Annotated in this window: 16 protein-coding genes, 1 tRNA gene and 3 pseudogenes; 9 read left to right on the top strand and 11 right to left on the bottom strand. The window is 58.3% G+C overall.

Features of this window, described 5'->3' with window-relative positions; all coding sequences use genetic code 11:
* Positions 1 to 11: 11 nt before the first annotated feature.
* Positions 12 to 87 (top strand) — tRNA-Phe (locus DEJ54_RS08635).
* A 188-nt stretch (positions 88 to 275) separates the two neighbouring features.
* Positions 276 to 836 (top strand): annotated as a pseudogene (locus DEJ54_RS23700) (tyrosine-type recombinase/integrase); the annotation flags it as partial.
* A gap of 12 nt (positions 837 to 848) precedes the next feature.
* Here DEJ54_RS23700 and DEJ54_RS23155 read toward each other — a convergent pair.
* Positions 849 to 965: a hypothetical protein gene (locus DEJ54_RS23155; protein ID WP_162742372.1), complete on the bottom strand. Its 117-nt coding sequence runs from the start codon at positions 963 to 965 to the stop codon at positions 849 to 851.
* 147 nt (positions 966 to 1,112) lie between these two features.
* Between DEJ54_RS23155 and DEJ54_RS08625 the strand changes: the two are divergent.
* Together DEJ54_RS08625 and DEJ54_RS23150 are read left to right on the top strand one after the other, a co-directional pair.
* Positions 1,113 to 1,307: pseudogene (locus DEJ54_RS08625) on the top strand (transposase); the annotation flags it as partial.
* Positions 1,308 to 1,320: 13 nt separating this feature from the next.
* Positions 1,321 to 1,614 (top strand): hypothetical protein, encoded by a 294-nt coding sequence (locus DEJ54_RS23150; protein ID WP_162742244.1) that lies wholly within the window; start codon positions 1,321 to 1,323, stop codon positions 1,612 to 1,614.
* 692 nt (positions 1,615 to 2,306) lie between these two features.
* Here the strand turns inward: DEJ54_RS23150 and DEJ54_RS23145 are convergent.
* Positions 2,307 to 2,489: a hypothetical protein gene (locus DEJ54_RS23145; RefSeq protein ID WP_162742243.1), complete on the bottom strand. Its 183-nt coding sequence runs from the start codon at positions 2,487 to 2,489 to the stop codon at positions 2,307 to 2,309.
* Between the two features lie 106 nt (positions 2,490 to 2,595).
* Here DEJ54_RS23145 and DEJ54_RS08620 point away from each other — a divergent pair, with 106 nt between their 5' ends.
* Both DEJ54_RS08620 and DEJ54_RS08615 read left to right on the top strand, forming a co-directional pair.
* On the top strand, positions 2,596 to 2,949 hold the full coding sequence (locus DEJ54_RS08620) for a hypothetical protein (protein ID WP_113154199.1): 354 nt from the start codon (positions 2,596 to 2,598) through the stop codon (positions 2,947 to 2,949).
* 155 nt (positions 2,950 to 3,104) lie between these two features.
* Entirely contained in the window at positions 3,105 to 3,572 is a 468-nt protein-coding gene (locus DEJ54_RS08615; RefSeq protein WP_162742242.1) for a membrane lipoprotein lipid attachment site-containing protein, read from the top strand.
* A gap of 135 nt (positions 3,573 to 3,707) precedes the next feature.
* Here the strand turns inward: DEJ54_RS08615 and DEJ54_RS23475 are convergent.
* From DEJ54_RS23475 to DEJ54_RS08580, 7 genes and pseudogenes are all read right to left on the bottom strand, one after another.
* Positions 3,708 to 3,842, bottom strand: a pseudogene (locus tag DEJ54_RS23475) (IS3 family transposase); the annotation flags it as partial.
* 945 nt (positions 3,843 to 4,787) lie between these two features.
* Complete coding sequence (gabD, locus tag DEJ54_RS08605; protein ID WP_113154197.1) at positions 4,788 to 6,236, bottom strand: NADP-dependent succinate-semialdehyde dehydrogenase; 1,449 nt, start codon at positions 6,234 to 6,236, stop codon at positions 4,788 to 4,790.
* 25 nt (positions 6,237 to 6,261) lie between these two features.
* Positions 6,262 to 7,782 (bottom strand): PucR family transcriptional regulator, encoded by a 1,521-nt coding sequence (locus DEJ54_RS08600; RefSeq protein WP_113154196.1) that lies wholly within the window; start codon positions 7,780 to 7,782, stop codon positions 6,262 to 6,264.
* 73 nt (positions 7,783 to 7,855) lie between these two features.
* Positions 7,856 to 8,194, bottom strand: a complete 339-nt coding sequence (locus DEJ54_RS08595) for a cupin domain-containing protein (RefSeq protein ID WP_113154195.1) — start codon at positions 8,192 to 8,194, stop codon at positions 7,856 to 7,858.
* Positions 8,195 to 8,206: 12 nt separating this feature from the next.
* Positions 8,207 to 9,610, bottom strand: a complete 1,404-nt coding sequence (locus DEJ54_RS08590) for an FAD-binding oxidoreductase (RefSeq protein ID WP_113154194.1) — start codon at positions 9,608 to 9,610, stop codon at positions 8,207 to 8,209.
* 93 nt (positions 9,611 to 9,703) lie between these two features.
* A complete protein-coding gene (locus DEJ54_RS08585; RefSeq protein WP_113154193.1) occupies positions 9,704 to 11,467 on the bottom strand; it encodes a hydantoinase B/oxoprolinase family protein in 1,764 nt (587 codons plus the stop codon).
* Between the two features lie 12 nt (positions 11,468 to 11,479).
* Positions 11,480 to 13,510 (bottom strand): hydantoinase/oxoprolinase family protein, encoded by a 2,031-nt coding sequence (locus DEJ54_RS08580; RefSeq protein WP_113154192.1) that lies wholly within the window; start codon positions 13,508 to 13,510, stop codon positions 11,480 to 11,482.
* 238 nt (positions 13,511 to 13,748) lie between these two features.
* On the opposite strand from DEJ54_RS08580, the gene DEJ54_RS08575 reads away from it, so the two are divergent.
* From DEJ54_RS08575 to DEJ54_RS08565, 3 genes are read left to right on the top strand one after another with little or no spacing between them, the layout of a single operon-like run.
* On the top strand, positions 13,749 to 14,645 hold the full coding sequence (locus tag DEJ54_RS08575; protein ID WP_204360869.1) for a class I SAM-dependent DNA methyltransferase: 897 nt from the start codon (positions 13,749 to 13,751) through the stop codon (positions 14,643 to 14,645).
* Between the two features lie 32 nt (positions 14,646 to 14,677).
* Positions 14,678 to 15,517 carry a type I restriction enzyme endonuclease domain-containing protein gene (locus DEJ54_RS08570; protein ID WP_204360868.1) on the top strand — a complete coding sequence of 280 codons (840 nt, stop codon included), beginning with the start codon at positions 14,678 to 14,680 and terminating at the stop codon, positions 15,515 to 15,517.
* A complete protein-coding gene (locus tag DEJ54_RS08565; RefSeq protein WP_113154190.1) occupies positions 15,517 to 16,269 on the top strand; it encodes a M48 family metallopeptidase in 753 nt (250 codons plus the stop codon). The genes DEJ54_RS08570 and DEJ54_RS08565 overlap by 1 nt, the downstream gene beginning before the upstream one ends.
* Before the next feature lie 123 nt (positions 16,270 to 16,392).
* Here DEJ54_RS08565 and DEJ54_RS23345 read toward each other — a convergent pair whose 3' ends face one another.
* Entirely contained in the window at positions 16,393 to 16,566 is a 174-nt protein-coding gene (locus DEJ54_RS23345; RefSeq protein ID WP_204360867.1) for a hypothetical protein, read from the bottom strand.
* A gap of 500 nt (positions 16,567 to 17,066) precedes the next feature.
* Entirely contained in the window at positions 17,067 to 17,615 is a 549-nt protein-coding gene (locus tag DEJ54_RS08555; RefSeq protein WP_113154189.1) for a hypothetical protein, read from the bottom strand.
* Positions 17,616 to 17,648: the final 33 nt, after the last annotated feature.

Raw genomic sequence — 17,648 nt, 5'->3', positions numbered from 1 at the left:
AAGCAGGGTTTGCCCAGATAGCTCAGTTGGTAGAGCAGCGGATTGAAAATCCGCGTGTCCGTGGTTCGAATCCGCGTCTGGGCACCAACCACCTTTTACCCCTTGTAACTCCACGTAACAAAGCCCTTGAAAAACAAGGGGTTTCGCTCATCCGCGTATCTAGCTGTAACAGCCCGTAACTCCACATAACAGAGCAAACCACGGTAACGGTTTCTTGGAACGGAGGCATCTAGGCCCCGGTGCCGTGACTCGGATTGAGATCGGAGAGAGAGCGAATGCTGACCGCAGTTAAAATCAAAAACGCGAAGCCGAAAGATCGCCAGTACAAGTTGGCTGATGCGCAGGGGCTGTACCTCCTCGTTCGCCCGAACGGCTCGAAGCTCTGGCAATACCAATATCAGATCGGCAACTCCCGGAAGACTTTCTCAGTGGGAGCGTGGCCCGATGTCAGCCTGGCCGAAGCTCGCTCTGCACGTATGGCGGGTAGAAATCTCGTGCGCCAAGGTATCGACCCGATGGACAAGCGGAAGGTCGCCGTCGAAGCTGAGACCGGTAAAGTGACTTTCGGAGAAATCGCCGACGAGTACATTGAGCGGATGGAAGCCGAGGGGCGGGCAGAGAGGACCGTTCGAAAAAACTCATGGCTCCTAAAAGATGTTGGAAGGTCGATCCGCTCCACTCCGATTGAGGACCTCAAGGCGGCTGAGATACTCACCCTCCTGAAAAAGGTCGAAGCTACCGGGAAGCTCGAAACGGCGAGACGCTTACGCACGGTCATTGGATGCGTATTCAGATTCGCCATCGCAACCCTCCGCGCAGAAAACGACCCCACTGTCCTCCTCCGGGGCTCACTCAGGAATGTCCCTGCTCTGCGTCCGCTTATCGCCGCCGCACAGGATGAGGTAAATCACCTCTCCCCGTCGAGCATAATAGACTCGATAGCCTGGGCCGTAGTCGATCTTCATCTCACTGATACGCTCGCCCAAGTCTCTCGACTGGCCGGGGTTTGTCCGGCTTCAGCGCCAATGAGACAATTTCGGCTTAACGGATAGAGGAGGATTTCTGGTTTATCGTAGCCCTTCAAGGGACGGAGATCCGGGACACACAAGGAGCTGGCGGAGAAAGTCAGCAAGGACATCCGCCGTGCCACCCGCAAACAGTATTCGGCGGAAGGGAAGATCCGCATCGTTTTGGAAGGCCTTCGCGGTGAGGTGTCGATTGCCGCGCTGTGCCGGCGTGAAGGCATTGCCGTGAGCGCCTATTACAACTGGTCGAAAGAGTTTCTCGAAGCCGGCAAGAAGCGGTTGGGCGCATTCCTATGTGATATTCTACCACAACCAGATGCTCGACGAAGTTCGCGCGCGCCTCGGAAAAAGCGAACACATTCTCGTGGCGCAGGAACTCGCGGAGTACATCGAGAGCCAGGGCTCCAAGGGTGTCGCGCGCAACCGACTTGCGGATCGTAAGCGGAGCTTTGCTGCACTAAGCAAGAGAGATGAAAACGAAGTCGTCTTCCTCATGGAGCGCAACTTCAACATCCTCTACACGCATGTCGGCGGTCGCGGCCCGAAGGTGCGGAAATTCATCCACGCGAAACACATGCGCGACGGCTGAAAAAATTAGCGTTGTAACTATGCGTAACAGCCCCGCTTCGGCGGGGTTTTTCTTTGCGCGCTTTTCATTTCGACAATTTCGCAAATTTGCAGCGGCTCATTTCAGGCGCGTTGGCAAGTTTCAGCCGATGTTGGCAAGTTGTTGGCAAGTTGTTGGCAAGTTTCAGAAGGGCTAAGTCGTTGAAACGTATGGGCTATCGAGGCGAACTTGCCAACTTGCCAAGGGGGGCTCCGAGTCTGGCTGAACGAGGAGGGGAAAAACGACAAAAAGAAAATCTAGGTATGGATACCCCTTGGCAAATTGGTAAGTTCTTTTCGATAATTTAATAAAAACAACTACTTAACCCTTCTGAAACTTGCCAACAACTTGCCAACTTTACCCCTGAAACTTGCCAACAACTTGCCAACATCGGTCAAACGGCCACCCCAAAACCGTTTTGAAATTTTTTCTGAAAACTCCCGAGAACCGCGGTCTGCGCCCCCCGCGACAGAGACACCAGGCAGGAAGGACCCGGAGCCGCACGGCGTCACCTCATGTCACTTGCCGTAACATTGGCCGCGCATGTGTTGCATGACATTCCCTGACACGCTGTCACACGTGATCACTGGCAATAGCTGGCTGTAACTACCCGTCACACGTCTACCGCTACAGGCGCACCACACGCGGCCACTGCTATGGTCCGTGCCCATTACTCAGGGACGCCGCGCCATGCCGACCATGCGCACCACGCCTAGCGGATAACGCCGCTCGATAGCGCCCGTCGCCGACCATGTAGAGCCTAGCCGCTCACCTGGCATTGCCCTTTCGATGACGCCGAGCCCTATCGGCAGGGCGTCGGAACAATCGCAATTAATCACCTCAAATTTCACTTTCATATGGACTCCCGAGATGAACCAAGCGCATGAGCGGCTGCGCCGCATTGCCGACGCTGGCGAGCATGTAAATGTGGTTGCGGTTTCAACAGACCCCGCCGCATAGCGCATGTCGGATGGCGAGATGATTAAGGATTGCATTTCCGCCGTCCAAGATATTTCCAATAGCGGCGTTTGCGGATCCAGCGTCTCGCGCGGTTATCTGGATGAGCGCACGACTCGGATTGATGAGGCGACGGCGCGCAAGTTGCATCCGGCATTGTTCGCCTTTCTCGATTTCCAGCCGCATAATGCGAAAGTCAATTTACAGTTTGAATCGGAATATGCCGAAATGATTTCCAAGCTTTCATTTATCGTTTTGATGGCAATTTCGTCATTTGGCTTGATCGTCAACAGCGATTCGCCGTGGGAAGCTCTTCTAGCCGCCGTTATCGCGTCGATTGTAGCCATGCGTTTCCTATAGAGGCTCGCATATATCAAGGATTGTTCGCCGCCTAGTCTTCTACCTGGGCGGATTTTTTTCTTCAGCCAAAGGCGAATGGAAACACGAAAACCCGCGTTGACGGAGTCCGGGCTTTCGTGCTCCAAGATCGACGATAGTATTAAGGAGTCCGGGTGATGAAAAAGCTAATTTTTCCGCTAGTGGCGGTGCTCACCTTAACAGCTTGTCAAATGACCGGTGGCACAGTCTATGATAAACACACGGGGAAAACGATAGTTCATTCTAGGTCTGTAAATGTTAAGCCGGGCCTATTGAGCAACATGGATGTCACGGCCGGGTATTCCGACCGGAATGGCTATGGCGTCCAAATTGACTATACCAGTTACGATTGGCACTTCTTCCGTCAGGTTTGGTCATTCGGAAAGAAGTATAAATACGTTGTCGCCCGTGAAGATGCCGTCATGTGTGGGGGGGCTGGAGGTTGCCTCAATCTGGAAAAAGGCGCAATTCGGATTCCCGAAAGTGACTTTCGCCGTTTCGCGAAGACGGGGTTTGAGTTCAAGCTAATCGGGACACGCGGTTCTGTAGAGGCGAAGATTCCGGCGTCACTCTTTCAGGAAGTGCTAGAGCGACAAGGCAAGTGACATCATAAAGAAAGCACGCGTCACGGTTCCCCATGGCGCGGGCTTATCGGCAGGTTTGGAAGGTTCGGCCACTAGGTCTCTAAGATCCAGGCTCTATCCGCTGGCCTGCCCCTGTGAGGTGGTCCGATTTCAGTCTTAATGTATAATTGGGGTTTTGGTGAGTGCTTGGGCAGATGATGGAACCGATCCGCGTGGTGGCGCAGGCCAGATAATGGCCTCTGGTGCCGGCGGTTTGTATCCGAGCGATGTGTGCGCCCGCTCGGTGATGTACAACTCAACGGCGGAACGCCCACGGGACCGATGATCGGCGGGAGCTTCATTATCCATGGCATCCCTGGAGCGGGCGGAAGGTTTATACTCATGGAATGATGGAGAAGTCTGGCGCGGCAGTATTCCGCTGCAGCCTCTCCGGCCGGGCATCGGATCAATGGCTGGAGGTTCCGGCGTGGATGTTCGATCGGGTCACCAGCACAAGCTGGCGTACGATGACGGTCTCCCATCTCGATCTTGCCACGCTTGGCACCTTAGCGGCACTTCTCCGGGACACGCAGCCGTCTCGGATTCGCAGAAGATCAGCGCAGCATTGGGCTCTCACGAAGCGAATCGGGTAGATATCTATGCCGCGTCCACCCACTACCTATCAGCTCGACCTGTTCTCCAGTCAAGGCAACCAACGCCAAGCCGTGACGAAGCTGATGATCAGTACCTGCCCCAAGCTGGTCCCTCAGCGTAATGTAGGGTCTGCAGGTTGGGTTTGGGTAGTCTGGTTCGCCGTCTTGGGCAAACGCGCCGTACGCGGAGCCCTCAAATTGCTCAAGCGCTCGGCGCGCTTGCAGTGACGTCTGGTTCCCCAGCGATGACTGCGGCCTGAGAAACGCATGGCTGAGTGGTAATTCCGAACCCTTACCGGTCATTCGTCGTATCTGCTTGGAATGCACGCGCAACAAGCACTACCGCCCCATTCGTGCCAGTTGTCCGCTTAGGTCCGGCTGTCCGCAGACTGGCCGCTCAAGCAATACGTAGCGACAGGCCCACACAGCCCGTTGCGGGCATCCCGCCTTGTGGAGGGAAACGCGCCTGCCTTCAACCTTTTGAACGCAGCCAAGGCAATCCCACTTCTGGACAATGTGGGCAGAAAGCCTGGGACGCTAACACGAGCGTAGCTTGTGTGGAGAATGGTCTTCATATTCTCACGCAGCAACCAGAAAATAAGGCTTATCCCAAGCCCCCAAGGTTGAGATATTTGATCTCCAGATAATCCTCGATCCCGTATTTGGACCCTTCCCGCCCCAGGCCTGACGCCTTGACGCCCCCGAACGGTGCCACTTCGTTCGAAATGGCGCCGGAATTGATTCCGACCATGCCGTATTCTAGGGCTTCGGAAACGCGGAAAATACGGGCCAGATCGCGCGTGTAGAAATAGGCTGCCAGCCCAAATTCCGTATCGTTGGCGGAGGACACGACCTCAGCTTCATCGCGGAACCGGAACAACGGGGCGAGCGGGCCGAAAGTCTCCTCGCGCGCAACGATGGCATCATGCGGTACGTCGGTCAGGATGCTCGGCTCAAAGAAATTGCCGCCAAGCGCGTGCGGCTGTCCCCCGGTCAGAACCGACGCACCGCGCGACACGGCATCGTCTATATGCGACCGTATCTTGGTCAGTGCCGCGGCGTCGATCAGTGGGCCCATAGTGACGTCTTCCTCCAAGCCGTTTCCGACGCGGAATCTCTTGACGGCCTCGGCCAGCCGTTCGGCGAAGGCATCGTAAATACCGTCCTGCACATAGATGCGATTGGCGCAGACGCAAGTTTGCCCGTTGTTCCGGTATTTTGAGACGATCGCCCCGGTCACTGCAGCATCTACATCGGCATCGTCAAAGACGATGAACGGCGCGTTGCCGCCCAGTTCCAGCGACAGCTTTTTCACGTCATACGCACATTGCGCCATCAGCACCCGGCCGACGCCGGTCGAGCCTGTGAAGGACAGTTTGCGCACAATCGGGTTGCCTGTTAATTCGCCGCCGATAGCGGTCGCATCACCTGTCACCACGTTGAAAACGCCTGCAGGAATTCCCGCCTGATGCGCCAGTTCCGCCAGCGCCAGCGCCGAGAACGGCGTCTGCGGGGCGGGTTTCAGAACCATCGTGCAGCCTGCGGCCAATGCCGGCGCCGCCTTGCGCGTCACCATGGCCGACGGAAAATTCCAAGGCGTGATCGCCGCCGTGACGCCGACGGGTTGCTTCAGCACCAGAATGCGCTTGTCGGCCTGTGGCGAAGGGATGATGTCGCCATAAGTTCGCTTGGCCTCTTCAGCGAACCATTCGATGAAGGATGCGGCATACTGGATTTCGCCCCGCGCTTCTGTCAGTGGTTTGCCCTGCTCAGCCACCATCAGCAACGCCAGGTCTTCCTGATGTGCCAGAACCAGTTCGAACCAGCGCCGCAGCAGCGCCGCGCGATCCTTTGCCGTCAGCGCGCGCCACGCAGGCAAGGCGCGCTCCGCAGCGACAATCGCGTCGCGTGTTTCATCGGCGCCCAACACGGGGACCGAGCCTAACACCTCGTCTGTCGCCGGGTTGCGTATCAGGTCCGTCCGGCCATCGGGTGCATCGACCCATTGGCCATCGACATAGGCTTTCTGGCGAAGAAGCAAGGGGCGATCCATCGGTTCAATCCTTATCATGCTGCGATCAGTTGCCCGGCCCGTAGCCCTCGCCATCGGAGGGGCCGGGCAGCCCGAGGATGTCGGCCGCCTGCAGTGCCAGCCACAGCGCGGCCACGTCCGCCGTGCTACTGAGCGAGCGGCCGGTCAGTTCCTCGACCCGGCGGATGCGATAGGTCAGGCTGGTCTTGTGGATATTCAGAGCGTTCGCTGCCGCTTGCCAGGAACGGTTATGTTCCAGAAATACACGCAAAGTATGCAGCAGGCGGGCGTTCGATTGCTCATCATGGGCTGCGACCGCCCCCAGAATACGACGAAAGGTATCCCATGCCTCTTCGATAGACTGGGGCAGCCAGGGCAAGCGGTCCGCGATCTGCGCATGATGGACGACCGGTCGCTCGGGCGTGCCGTGGGCAGCCGCCAAGCGCGCCTCGCGCAGGGCCTCGATCATGCGGTCCGCGCTGTGTAGAGAATCGCTGAGCCCCAGCGGCACGCCAAGGATGGCCTGCACAGCCTCCGCATCCTTGGACGAGAGCAGGACCAGAACCTCCTGCCCGCGTGACAACAGCAGAAGGGACGTTTCCAGCCGCTCGAACCGCCGTGCCCATTCCGTCAGCGGCAGCGGGTCGGCGCGTGCGACGCCCAAGATCGCCGCGTCCAGCGACAGGCCGCAGGCGTTCAGACGCCGGGTCAGTGTTCCGGCCTTAACCTTTTGGCCCACAATCTCCTTGAGCAATTCAGCGTTCTGGCGAAAACTCCGCTCGTGTTCGACATGGCGATGTTCTAGCGCGATCCCCAAAACCGAAGCCAGATGGCTCATCAGGCTGTAGTCGAGTAAGTCGCTGTCCGACCGCCTTGCCAGAAGGACGTAATCCTGCCGAGATGGAATCGAGATCGCCAGCACTTCGCCCTCGTTCAGAGGAAAGCGGCGGATGGCGGCCTGCGCCGTCCCTCGCTCAAGGGGTCTGTTCAGTATCTGGCGCAGGCCTGCAGACAGTTCAACAGCCCGCGGCAGCCACAGCGCCGCCGCTTGACCGTCCCAAAGCATCAACTCGGCCTGAACATCCTGCGCCAACCGGTCGAGGAGCACAGCCAGATCATGGCCCTCGATCGCCATGCGGGCACTGACGTGCAGGCGCGCAAATGCTGCACGACGGTCGTTTTCGCGCGACCGCCAGGCGTCGGCGACCGCTCGGGTCACGCTGGCGAAGGGGACGCCATATTCAGTCAGCAGCACGGGAAAACCCAGACGGTCGGCGCTTGCCTGCAGCGCGGTCATATCCTTGGGACCCTGCATGTTTTCACCGATCATCATGCCCGCAAGGCCCGCATCGGATAGCCGCTGGATATAGGCGGCCTGACCGGCCCGGCTTTTCGGCACGCCCATGCCGGTCGTCATAAGCAGGTCGCCCTTGCCCAGCCATTCGGTCGGGTCCGCCAACTCGCAGACATGCGCCCATTGCACCTGCCCTTCCTGGCCGGTATCGCCACCGATAAAACGTGTGCGCAGTTCCGGCATGTTGACGATATCCACGATGCGAAGCGACATGATTGGAACCTTATGCCTGTAGCTGACCCTGAACGCAGTCTACCGCCAGTCCGGCAATAAGGCAGACCGGATATCAGCCGATAATAAAATAGGCCTTGCGGACGGTTTCCCGGATGTCCCATTCGCCTTGCGTGTCAGGTGCGAACCAGATCGAGTCTCCGGCTCGGAAATTGACTATCTCACCGTTATCGGGGGTGAAACTACCGCTGCCCGCGATGAAATAGCTGTATTCAGCCTGCGGCACCTGACGCCGGAACCGACCGGGCGAACACTCCCATATCCCGGCATTGCCTGAAGGCGTCGCGGTGTTGCCCGCGATCCGGGTCACCGCGATCTGCGGGCCGGTCGGCGCACCGACGGCGGCGGGGGTGGTGAAATCGGCATCCGTCGTGCGGATCAGGATTGGACTCATGGTCATTTTCCTTCAGTTCTTATCCTCAAGACCCGCTGGCGCCAGTCCGGCCAGCAGATTGTCCAGCGACCTTGGCCTGCGGCCCTGCATCTCGGCGATTTCCGTTCGCCGCACGGCGTTGCGCACTATGCTGCCCCCGACATAACGGAACGGTTCGGGCGGAAAGGTCTTTGCCCTGCGCCCAATCAGCGAACTGCGCGACCATTCATCGTCACGGCGCAGGGCCATGCTGGCCAGGATGTATCCGCCCAGACGGCTGGGGCCGACGCCATTGCCGCTCCATCCGATGCCATAGCAAATGTTCGGCTGGCCGCGCAGATGGCCAAAGACCGGCACACTGTCGAAGGTCCGGTCGATCGGGCCGGACCAGGCACTGTCCAGACAAGTCCGGCTCAGCATCGGGAATGTCACGAACAGATCGTCGCGGGTCTGGGCGGCAGTGGCGGCATCTTCGCTGAACACCTTGCCGATGGCATCGCCAAAACTCATGGCGCCCGTGCCCTTGCCGAAGGCGATCCGGCCATCGCGGGTTGTCCGGTAATAATCGACCATCAGTTGCGAATCGGTGATCGATTCCCCGCCAGTCCAGCCGATTTTCTCCAACCTGTCGCCCAGAGGTTGCGTGATCACGATGGAACTGTTCACCGGCACGATAAGCCGCGCCAGTTCGGGGATCGACGCCGACCAAACGTTGGTGGCCAGCACGACCCGGTCCGCGTCCAGCGTGCCGCCATCGGTGATCAGGCGCACGGGCGCACCGGGTTCGATCCGATGGATGTGACTGTTCTCAAAAATGGTTACGCCGGTATCCAGCGCCACGCGGCGTATCCCCTGCACCAGGGCGTAGGGCTGGACGGTGGCATTCGAGGCCTCGAACACGCCGGCCAGATGGGTGGGCGAACCGGTGCGGCGGCGCACCTCCTCCCCCGAAAGGCGCTGGAAAGGCTCTGCGCCAAGCGCCGCACATGCAGCCAGCGTGCCATCCCACGTGTCGATATGCGCCGGACTGGTCGCCGTCCAGAGCCAGCCCTTTTGCGTGAAATGCGCGTCGATGCCATGACGAGCGCAGAATTCGCCCAGATCAAGGATAGCCTTTTCAGACTGCTGGCCCAGAAACCGCGCCTCATGATCGCCGCACAGCGCGCGCAGCGTGCCGATCTTGGGCCACCATGACATCGCAAAGCCGCCATTACGTCCCGAGGCGCCGCTGCCGCAAAGATGCTGTTCGATGATGGCGACGCGGCAATCGGGTTCAAGTTCGCGGATGGTCAGGGCCGTCCACAGCCCGACAAATCCGCCGCCGACGATGGCGACATCGGCATGATGGTTGCCTTGGAGCGCGTGGCAGGAGGTCGCGGCTGGCACCGAGGTCTGCCAGTGGCTTGGCTTCAGGGGCGGGGAGGCGCGAAATTTCATAGGGCAATCCTCGTCGGGTCGGCGCGGTCCGATGGTGCGGGCGGCCGGAACAAGGCGGCAGGCCGCCCTGTTCCTGTTGCATGGTTGTGCGGGTCAGCCGCGCAAGCTACTGGTCGCCACCTGGTCGACGGTCATCGTCGCCGGGTCGATCACGACGCCATAGATGTCGCGCGCCGCGTCGATGCTGATGTATTCGTCCAGCACGTCCTCAACCACCTCTTCGACTGAGCGGGCCTTGGGGTTGCCCCAACCGCCACCGCCGGTGCTTTCAAACATGAAGGTCTCGTTTGCGCCGAACTTGTGCGAAGCCAGCAGCGGGTTGTGCCAATTGCCGTCATCGTCGATGCCGCCGATCACCTCGATCCTGCCGTCCGCACGGATGTGGCTGGACCGCTGCACGGCGCTGGACAGCCCGCAGGCTGCGCCCGGACTGCCCGACAGCGTGCGCGAGGTTTCCATGCCAAGCTCGCCCCCACCGAAGAAGCGCACCTTGAAGACCGAGCCCAGCCCGCCACGATACTTGCCAGCACCGGCCGAATCCTTGCGCAGCTCGAACGCCTCATAGGCGATGGGGAAGAACAGCTCGGCCGTCTCGGCCGCCATGTTCATGCAGTTCCCCAAGGGATCCATGGTCACGTTCATGCCGTCCGAATATGGAGTTCCGCCCCAGCCGCCCGCCGGCAGGTCCGAAAACACGTCGGTCTTGCCGTCTTTGTCCACGTAACTTGCCACGAACCAGTTGGCATCGGCGCAGGTCGAGCCGGTCACACGTTCCGGGATCGCCTTGGCCAGCGCCTGCCAGATCGCCGAGGTGATCTTGGCTGCCGTCAACGTGGTACAACCGATGGTGGGCGCGGGCCAAGTGGCGTTCAGCCAACAGCCCTCGGGCAAGATCACCTCGATCGGGTTGAACAGGCCCTGGTTCTGCGGAGCCTCGGGGGCCAAGAAAAACTGCAACGAATACAGCGCCGCCGACATCGTGTTTGCCTTGGGCGAGTTGATCGCACCCTGGCACATCGGATCGGTCCCGGCGAAGTCCACCGTAATCTGATCTTCCTTGACCGTCAGCGCGACCTTGACCCGCACCTTCTCATGCGTGATCCCGTCGGTATCCGCGTAATCCTCGGCCTCATACACACCGTCGGGAATGCTGCGAATGCTCTCGCGCACCATCTTTTCAGTGTAGGCTTGGATTCTCTTCATCGCGGCGCGAACCGTATCAGCGCCGTACCGCTCGCAGGCACGCTGCATTTCCTGTTCCGCGGCCAAAAGCGCGCCCAGATGCGCCTGCGTGTCGCCTTTGATGAAATGCGGCGTGCGGGTGTTATTGAGGATAATCGCCATCAGATCCTCGTTCAGCTTACCCTCGCTGAAGATCTTCAGTGGCGGAAGGCGCAGACCCTCGGCGGCGATATGGGTGCTGAAGGCCTGGCCACCGGCGCCGCCGCCGCCCAGATCCATCCAGTGCCCGCGGCTGACCGCATAGCCGATCAGTTCCTTCCTGAAATAGATCGGCTTGGTAAAGGTGATGTCGTTGATATGCGTCCCGCCCCGATAAGGGTCGTTAAGCACCAGCACGTCGCCCTCGTGGATGTTCGCGGCGCCGATGCCCTTGACGGCTTCCTCGGCCGAAAACTTCATCGCGGCAAGGTGGACTGGGCAGTTCGCCGCCTGGCTGAGCAGTTGCAGATCCGCGTCATAGATGGCGTTCGAAAAATCCAGCATGTCCGCGAGGATCGGCGAGAACGACGACCTCTGCATCACCGTCGCCATCCGGTCAGAGGCGAATTCGAAAATGCTGCGCATCACCTCGAAGGTGATCGGGTCGATGTCGGTTTCGGTCTTGTTGTGATCCATGGCCTCCCCTCCTCAGATTTCGATGTCGATAATAAGCGCGCCCATCGCGTTCACATGGGCAAGCGTTCGCGGCGGCAGCACGGTGCAGGCGTGGTCGTATTCGACGATCACTGGTCCGCTGATGTGGTGATGCGTGGTCAGGGCCTCGCCGTCATAGACCTCGCAGTCATGCCATTCGCCGTCGAAATAGACTGTGCGACGGCCTTTCAGGGCGACGCTGTCATCGGTCGAATAGTGCGGCTCGACCGGGGGCGGATCATCCATCCCGCCGATTGCGGTCACACTGAAGGATACGAAGGCGGGCGCGAAATCGTCCGAGCTGACGCCGAATTCCTGGAGGTGAACGCCGTGGAACGCGTCCTCTATGCCCGGCAAATGCTCGGCGGTCAGCCGGCCATTCGGCAGAGGTGTATCCACCTCGTAGGACTGCCCGACATAGCGCATCTGCGCGCTGCGGCTGATCTGGATTTCGGCCTCGTAGGTAAAGCCCTGCGCAACCAGTTCCCTTTTCGCTCGCGCCTCGAGATCGTCCAGGATCGCATTCACGCGGTCCAAATCAGCCTCTTTCACCGGCGAGTAGTAGAACTGTTCAATGTCTTGCCGCAGATCCATGACCGTGGCGCCAAAGGCTGAGGCCACGCCGGCATGGGGCGGCACGATGACCTTCGGAATGTTCATCGAACGGGCCACGAAACAGGCCGCCAGCGCACCGGCACCGCCAAAGCTGGCATAGACGAAGTCACGCGGGTCGCGGCCGCGGGCAATCAGCACCTTCTTGACGGCTTGCGCCATGTATTCGCAACCGATGTGGATCATGCCTTCGGCCGTCTCCAGCATCGGCAGGCCGATCTGGTCGGCCAGCTTCTGCATGGCGGCCTCGGCACCTTCGAGGTCTAGATCCAGCTTGCCGTTCAAGGTGGGGTCAAGCCGGCCGAGGATCAGGTTGGCGTCGGTGATCGTCGGCTGCGTGCCGCCCCGGCCATAGCAGACTGGACCTGGCTCGGAACCGGCGCTCTTCGGGCCGACACGAAGGCTGCCGCCGGCATCGACCCAGCCGATCGAACCGCCCCCCGAACCGACGCTGTGAATGTCCAGCATCGGCACCACGATCGGGACCTCCCATTCCAATTCGTGATCGCGGGTAATCAGGCCCTTGCCGTCTTCCACGATGGACACGTCAAAGCTGGTGCCGCCGACATCGGTGTGCAGGATGCGGTCGAAGCCGCTTTGCTGGGTCAGATAGCTACCATAGGCCACACCGCCGGCCGGGCCGGATTCCAGCATGTCTTCTGGGTGATGGCGCGCCGCTTCGGCCGACATGACACCGCCGCTGCTTTTCAGGATCAATAGCTTACCGGTGAACCCGCTGGCGCCGAGGCGCTTTTCTAGGTCGTCCATGTATTTGACCATGACAGGCATACAGGCGGCACGCACAGCGGTCGTCACAAAGCGGCCGTGCTCCCGGAAGATCGGGCGCGTTTCCGACGATAGGACGATATGCACGTCGGGACATTCCTGGCGCAGCATGTCGCGCATCTGCTCTTCATGCGCGCCGCTGGCGTAAGAGTTGATGAAACCAATGGCGACCGATTGGATGCCGGCATCCCGGATCTTGCGCGCCACATCGCGTGCCGCGCCCACATCCAGCGGGCGTTCGGTCTGTCCGTGAACATTGGTGCGCTCGGGCACTGTATAGCGGTAGCGGCGCTTGATGACCGGCTTCGGCTTGGTCTGGTAGGGATCATAGAGATTCTGGCGGTGCTGACGCCCGATCTCGATTGTATCGCGGAATCCCTCGGTGGTAATGAGGGCTGCGTCCGGGTAGCTGCGTTCAATCAGTGCATTCGTTGCCGTCGTCGTGCCATGCATCAGATACGAGATATCCGAAATCTCGATCCCGGCCTCTTTGATGGATTCAAGAACCGCAATTGACCGATCCTGTTTCGTCGTAAGAACCTTGGCGGTAACTTGCTTGCCGGTGTTTTCTTCCCAGGCAAACAGGTCTGTGAACGTGCCGCCCACGTCGATTCCGACCCTCCACATTACGTCTCCTCCTTCGCTAGCTGATATCTTGGTTGAGGCATTCCTGCAGATGCGGACCGCAGCAGGCAATCAGTCGAAAACAGGATTCTGATGATCGAATTTGTGTGATCGACTTATGAAATCCGTTCTCGAACGCTGGCTTCGGTTGGCATCAGTCTTCCATCATGCCCCTCGAAGCCGCAGGCAAAGGCGACGGCTTTGACCCGTGACTTACTCGTGATCCCGGTTCGATGAATGAATGGCCGCTCTCGCGTCGTTTTCTGCGGCTGCAATGAACGACGATTTCATCTGCATATTCGGCGCAGCCGACATTCTTCGCGGAAAAATGGATGCGTCGGAATTCAAGGAATACATCTTCGGGATGCTGTTCCTGAAAAGATGCTCTGACGTGTTCGATCAGGCGCGAAACGACGTTATCAAGAAGCGCATGGAGCAAGGCGCATCTGAAGAGCAAGCAACATATGATGCCGAGAATAAGGTTTGGTACGGAAAGACAGGCGCATTCTGGGTGCCCGCTCAATCTCGCTTTAGATATCTCATTGATGAAGCTCATGAAAACATCGGCGACAAACTCAACAAGGCGCTTGGCGGTATTGAATCCGAGAACAGTGCGCTCGCAGGAGTTCTCGACCACATCGATTTCACCCGAAAGGTCGGCCAAAGCAAGATCAGTGATCAGAAGCTCCGGCAGTTGATCAACCACTTCGGCGAAATTCGCCTTTGCAATGAGGATTTCGAGTTTCCCGATCTTCTGGGGGCCGCATATGAATACCTCATTGGGGAATTCGCGGATTCCGCCGGCAAGAAGGGGGGAGAGTTTTATACCCCCCGTTCAGTCGTCCGTATGATGGTTCGCCTTTTGAAGCCAACCCTCGAACATGACATCTATGACCCCTGCTGCGGGTCGGGTGGTATGCTCATCGCGGCCAAGGAGTACATCGATGAGAATGGTCAGGACGGGAGCAAGGCCAACCTCTTCGGCCAGGAATTCGCGGGTACTGTTTGGTCGATCGCCAAGATGAACATGTTGCTCCATGGCCTCAACAACCCTGACTTGCGCAATGAAGACACTTTGGGCGAGCCGCAACACATCGGCATATTCGTGTTGCAGACATCTTCCGACGCGCCGGCCTAGATGACCTTTCGAATGATGAGGACTGTCTTCAGGTGCTTTCGACAGAGAAGGCCAGAGCGGAGTTTACCGTCAAGCTCAAGGATTTCCTGAAATCACTTGAGCTCATCCTGCCTCGCCCTGAGGGTTTGCCCTTTGTTCGAGACGCCAAGAGGCTTGCATACTTGCAAGCACGCGCCCGCAATCGATATCGCGACATGCCAGTCATAGGAGCGGATATCGGTGCCAAAGTGCGAAAGCGGATCGACGATCACGTCATTTCCCTCGGCATTGACCCGAAAATTCCGCCCGTGCAATTGACGGATGCGGAATTCGAAAATCAAGTCGGGCAAGCCGCAGGTAACCGAGCCAAGGCCTCGGAAATGGAACACGCGATCCGATCTCACATACGCAAGAACCTCGAAACGGACCCGGTCCGTTTCAGGAAAATGTCCGAACGGCTAAACGATATCCTGAAAGGTTTTGGCGAGCAGTGGGACAAAATCATCGAGCATCTGCAAGCCATCATCGACGAACTTCGTGCTGAAGCCAGCGATGGTGATGAAACCACACTGGACATTCCCGAGCTTTATCTGCCCTTCCTCCGCACCGTCCTGGCGGCGAGTTCTGCAGATCAAACCACCTCGGCCGACCAGCTTCGAGCTTTGCACGAAGTGACACGCCGTGTGGTGGATAGGATCATTGAGGAAATCAGCGCAAACCGCTCATTGTGGAGTAGCTTCAAGATGGCGGATCAGGAAAGCCTCAGATCGGAGATCTTCGAAATCATTTTCGACGCGCAGATCCAAGGGTTCGGTGTCGACGATGCGGAAGCCCTCGCTGATCAGCTGATGCAGCAGGCAAAAGCCAATGATGGCAAACTGCGAGCGGCCTGATGTCCAAGCTGCCCATGACGCCAATCCGAACTGGAGGAAAGCCCGCTCGAGCGAGCGAGCATCGATTGGAGATTGATGGTCTTGCCTTCGATGTTCATCGTAGTGATCGCCGCAAGACCATTCAGATCACAGTGGAACGTTCCGGAGACCTGTCGATCGTGGCTCCTTCGACCGTGCCCGTGGATCAACTGGTCAGCTTCGTTGAGGAGAAGTTGGTCTGGGTCCACACCAAAGTCGAAGAGAAAGCAAGGCTGCAACAACGTGCTCCAAGGAAGGAATTCGTTGAGGGTGAAGGCTTCTTGTACCTTGGCCGGAGTTATCGGCTGCGTCTTGTCGATAACCAGCTTGTAGATCTCAGTCTAAAGAATGGCCGGCTCTGCCTGCGACGCAGTTCTATCCACCGGGGACGTGACATCTTTGTCTCATGGTACACGCGAAGAGCCCAGCAATGGTTCGAAAAGCAGGTCACCGAGCTTGCCAAGCGGATGGGTGTAACCGTGCAAGAGGTCAAAGTTCAAGACCTTGGCTTCAGATGGGGGTCTTTCGGTTCAGACGGTCGCGTTTCGTTTCACTGGAAAGCTATACTCTTGCCACCACGCATCGCCCAGTACGTTGTGGTGCATGAATTGGCACATGCTTATCACCCAGATCATTCCGCAAATTTCTGGGTCAAGGTGGAGCAGCATTTGCCAGACTGGCGTTGGAGAAAAGATTGGCTGGCGGAGAATGGAATTCAGGTTGAGGGTTTATAAAACTCAGCTGTTCACCGCACTGGTTGGGAAGGTCCGCCATGGGCCGTGAGCGGCGAAGGTTGGTTTTCATAAAGGCGCTAGTCCGCTACACTGCCGCATGTCAGATTGGGGCCCAAAGCGGCCTTAGAGATGCCGCTCGATTTCTGCCACAGCGTCCGGGACAGAAAGCCCTGCCATGTCGAGCTTTACATCTGCCGCAGCCCATGGCGTGTAGTCGCGGGACAGCACCTTTTGCCAATCAGGCTTTTCGAGGCCGGGCACGTCCATCTCGCGCCCTTCGACCCTCGCCCGATGCATCACCGTGTCAGAGCAAATGGCTTCAACGCCAAGAAATCTAGCCTTGGACCGCTTTGCGGCAGCCGTGAATATCTCGCGTGTGATCTCCCAAGGGTTTACGCAATCAATGATTGTCGTATGCCCTAGATCAAGTTTCGAGGCCGCAAGGGCTGCTGCAATATGGCAGCTTTCCGGGCCTATGTCTCGGTCAGGATCAATCGCCCAGATCGCGGCGTCGATCTCGTCAATCCTTAGATATACGGCCCCCGTCGCGACCGACAGCGCGTGAAATTGTGCTTTTACCAGTTCCCGGCAAGCCTGCGAACGAAATGAGAATAGCCAAAACTGGGCCTGTTACTAACTGTTGATGGTGTTCATTTAGCCGATAGCTGAATTACCGAAAAGTCCCACATTGCCGCCGTCTGGTGGCCAGCCGTCTTTGCAGATGCAACGAATGGCTGCTTCGGTGGGCCACAGCGTAGCGGCATATCAGCAGGTGAATGACTGGTATGGGCCGTTCTCTAGCGTGCGCCAATCTTACCAAACATCGGTCGCGATCTCGCCCAAAGAGCATCCTCAAGGTCCTGAACAAGGGCTTGGTCTACTTCGCCACGGACGACAGTGACTTCCACGTTTAGTCTATTTTCTGCATTGGGACACCACAGGTGCATCTTCAGCGCATACGTTCCTGCCGAACAGTCGTTCAAATGCTGAGGAAGCCTCTGCCTGATTTTTCTTGAACTACCAACATAGACGGTTCTGCTTCCAAGCACTCTGTTGTTTCGAGTCAGCTTGACACCGCCTGGAGGCACGTAATCTTCAAAGGCTAGCCTCAGGCTGTCTGCGCCATCTTGGTTATTCACGGTGAGCCGATAAATGGCTGCACAATTGATGTCCCCGCCGAGCAGTGGTGTGATCCAATCGCGGATCTGCGCAGCGTTGACCCCAGCTCTAATCTGCTCGAATGAGAAATCTCTCCGGATTACATCTGCGAGCAGTACGCGATCCAGAGCTCTAACTCGATCCAGAAGGTCTTGGCGAGCACAATCCAGCACGTCATTATTAATCAAACTGCCAAACTCCTCCGCAGTCTCTGAGTAGTA

This window comes from Nitratireductor sp. OM-1 (assembly GCF_003296175.1).
GTDB classification, from domain to species: Bacteria; Pseudomonadota; Alphaproteobacteria; order Rhizobiales; family Rhizobiaceae; genus Nitratireductor; species Nitratireductor aquimarinus.
The sequence above is the reverse complement of the archived record's forward strand: the minus strand, read 5'-3'. Positions and strand labels throughout refer to the sequence as shown.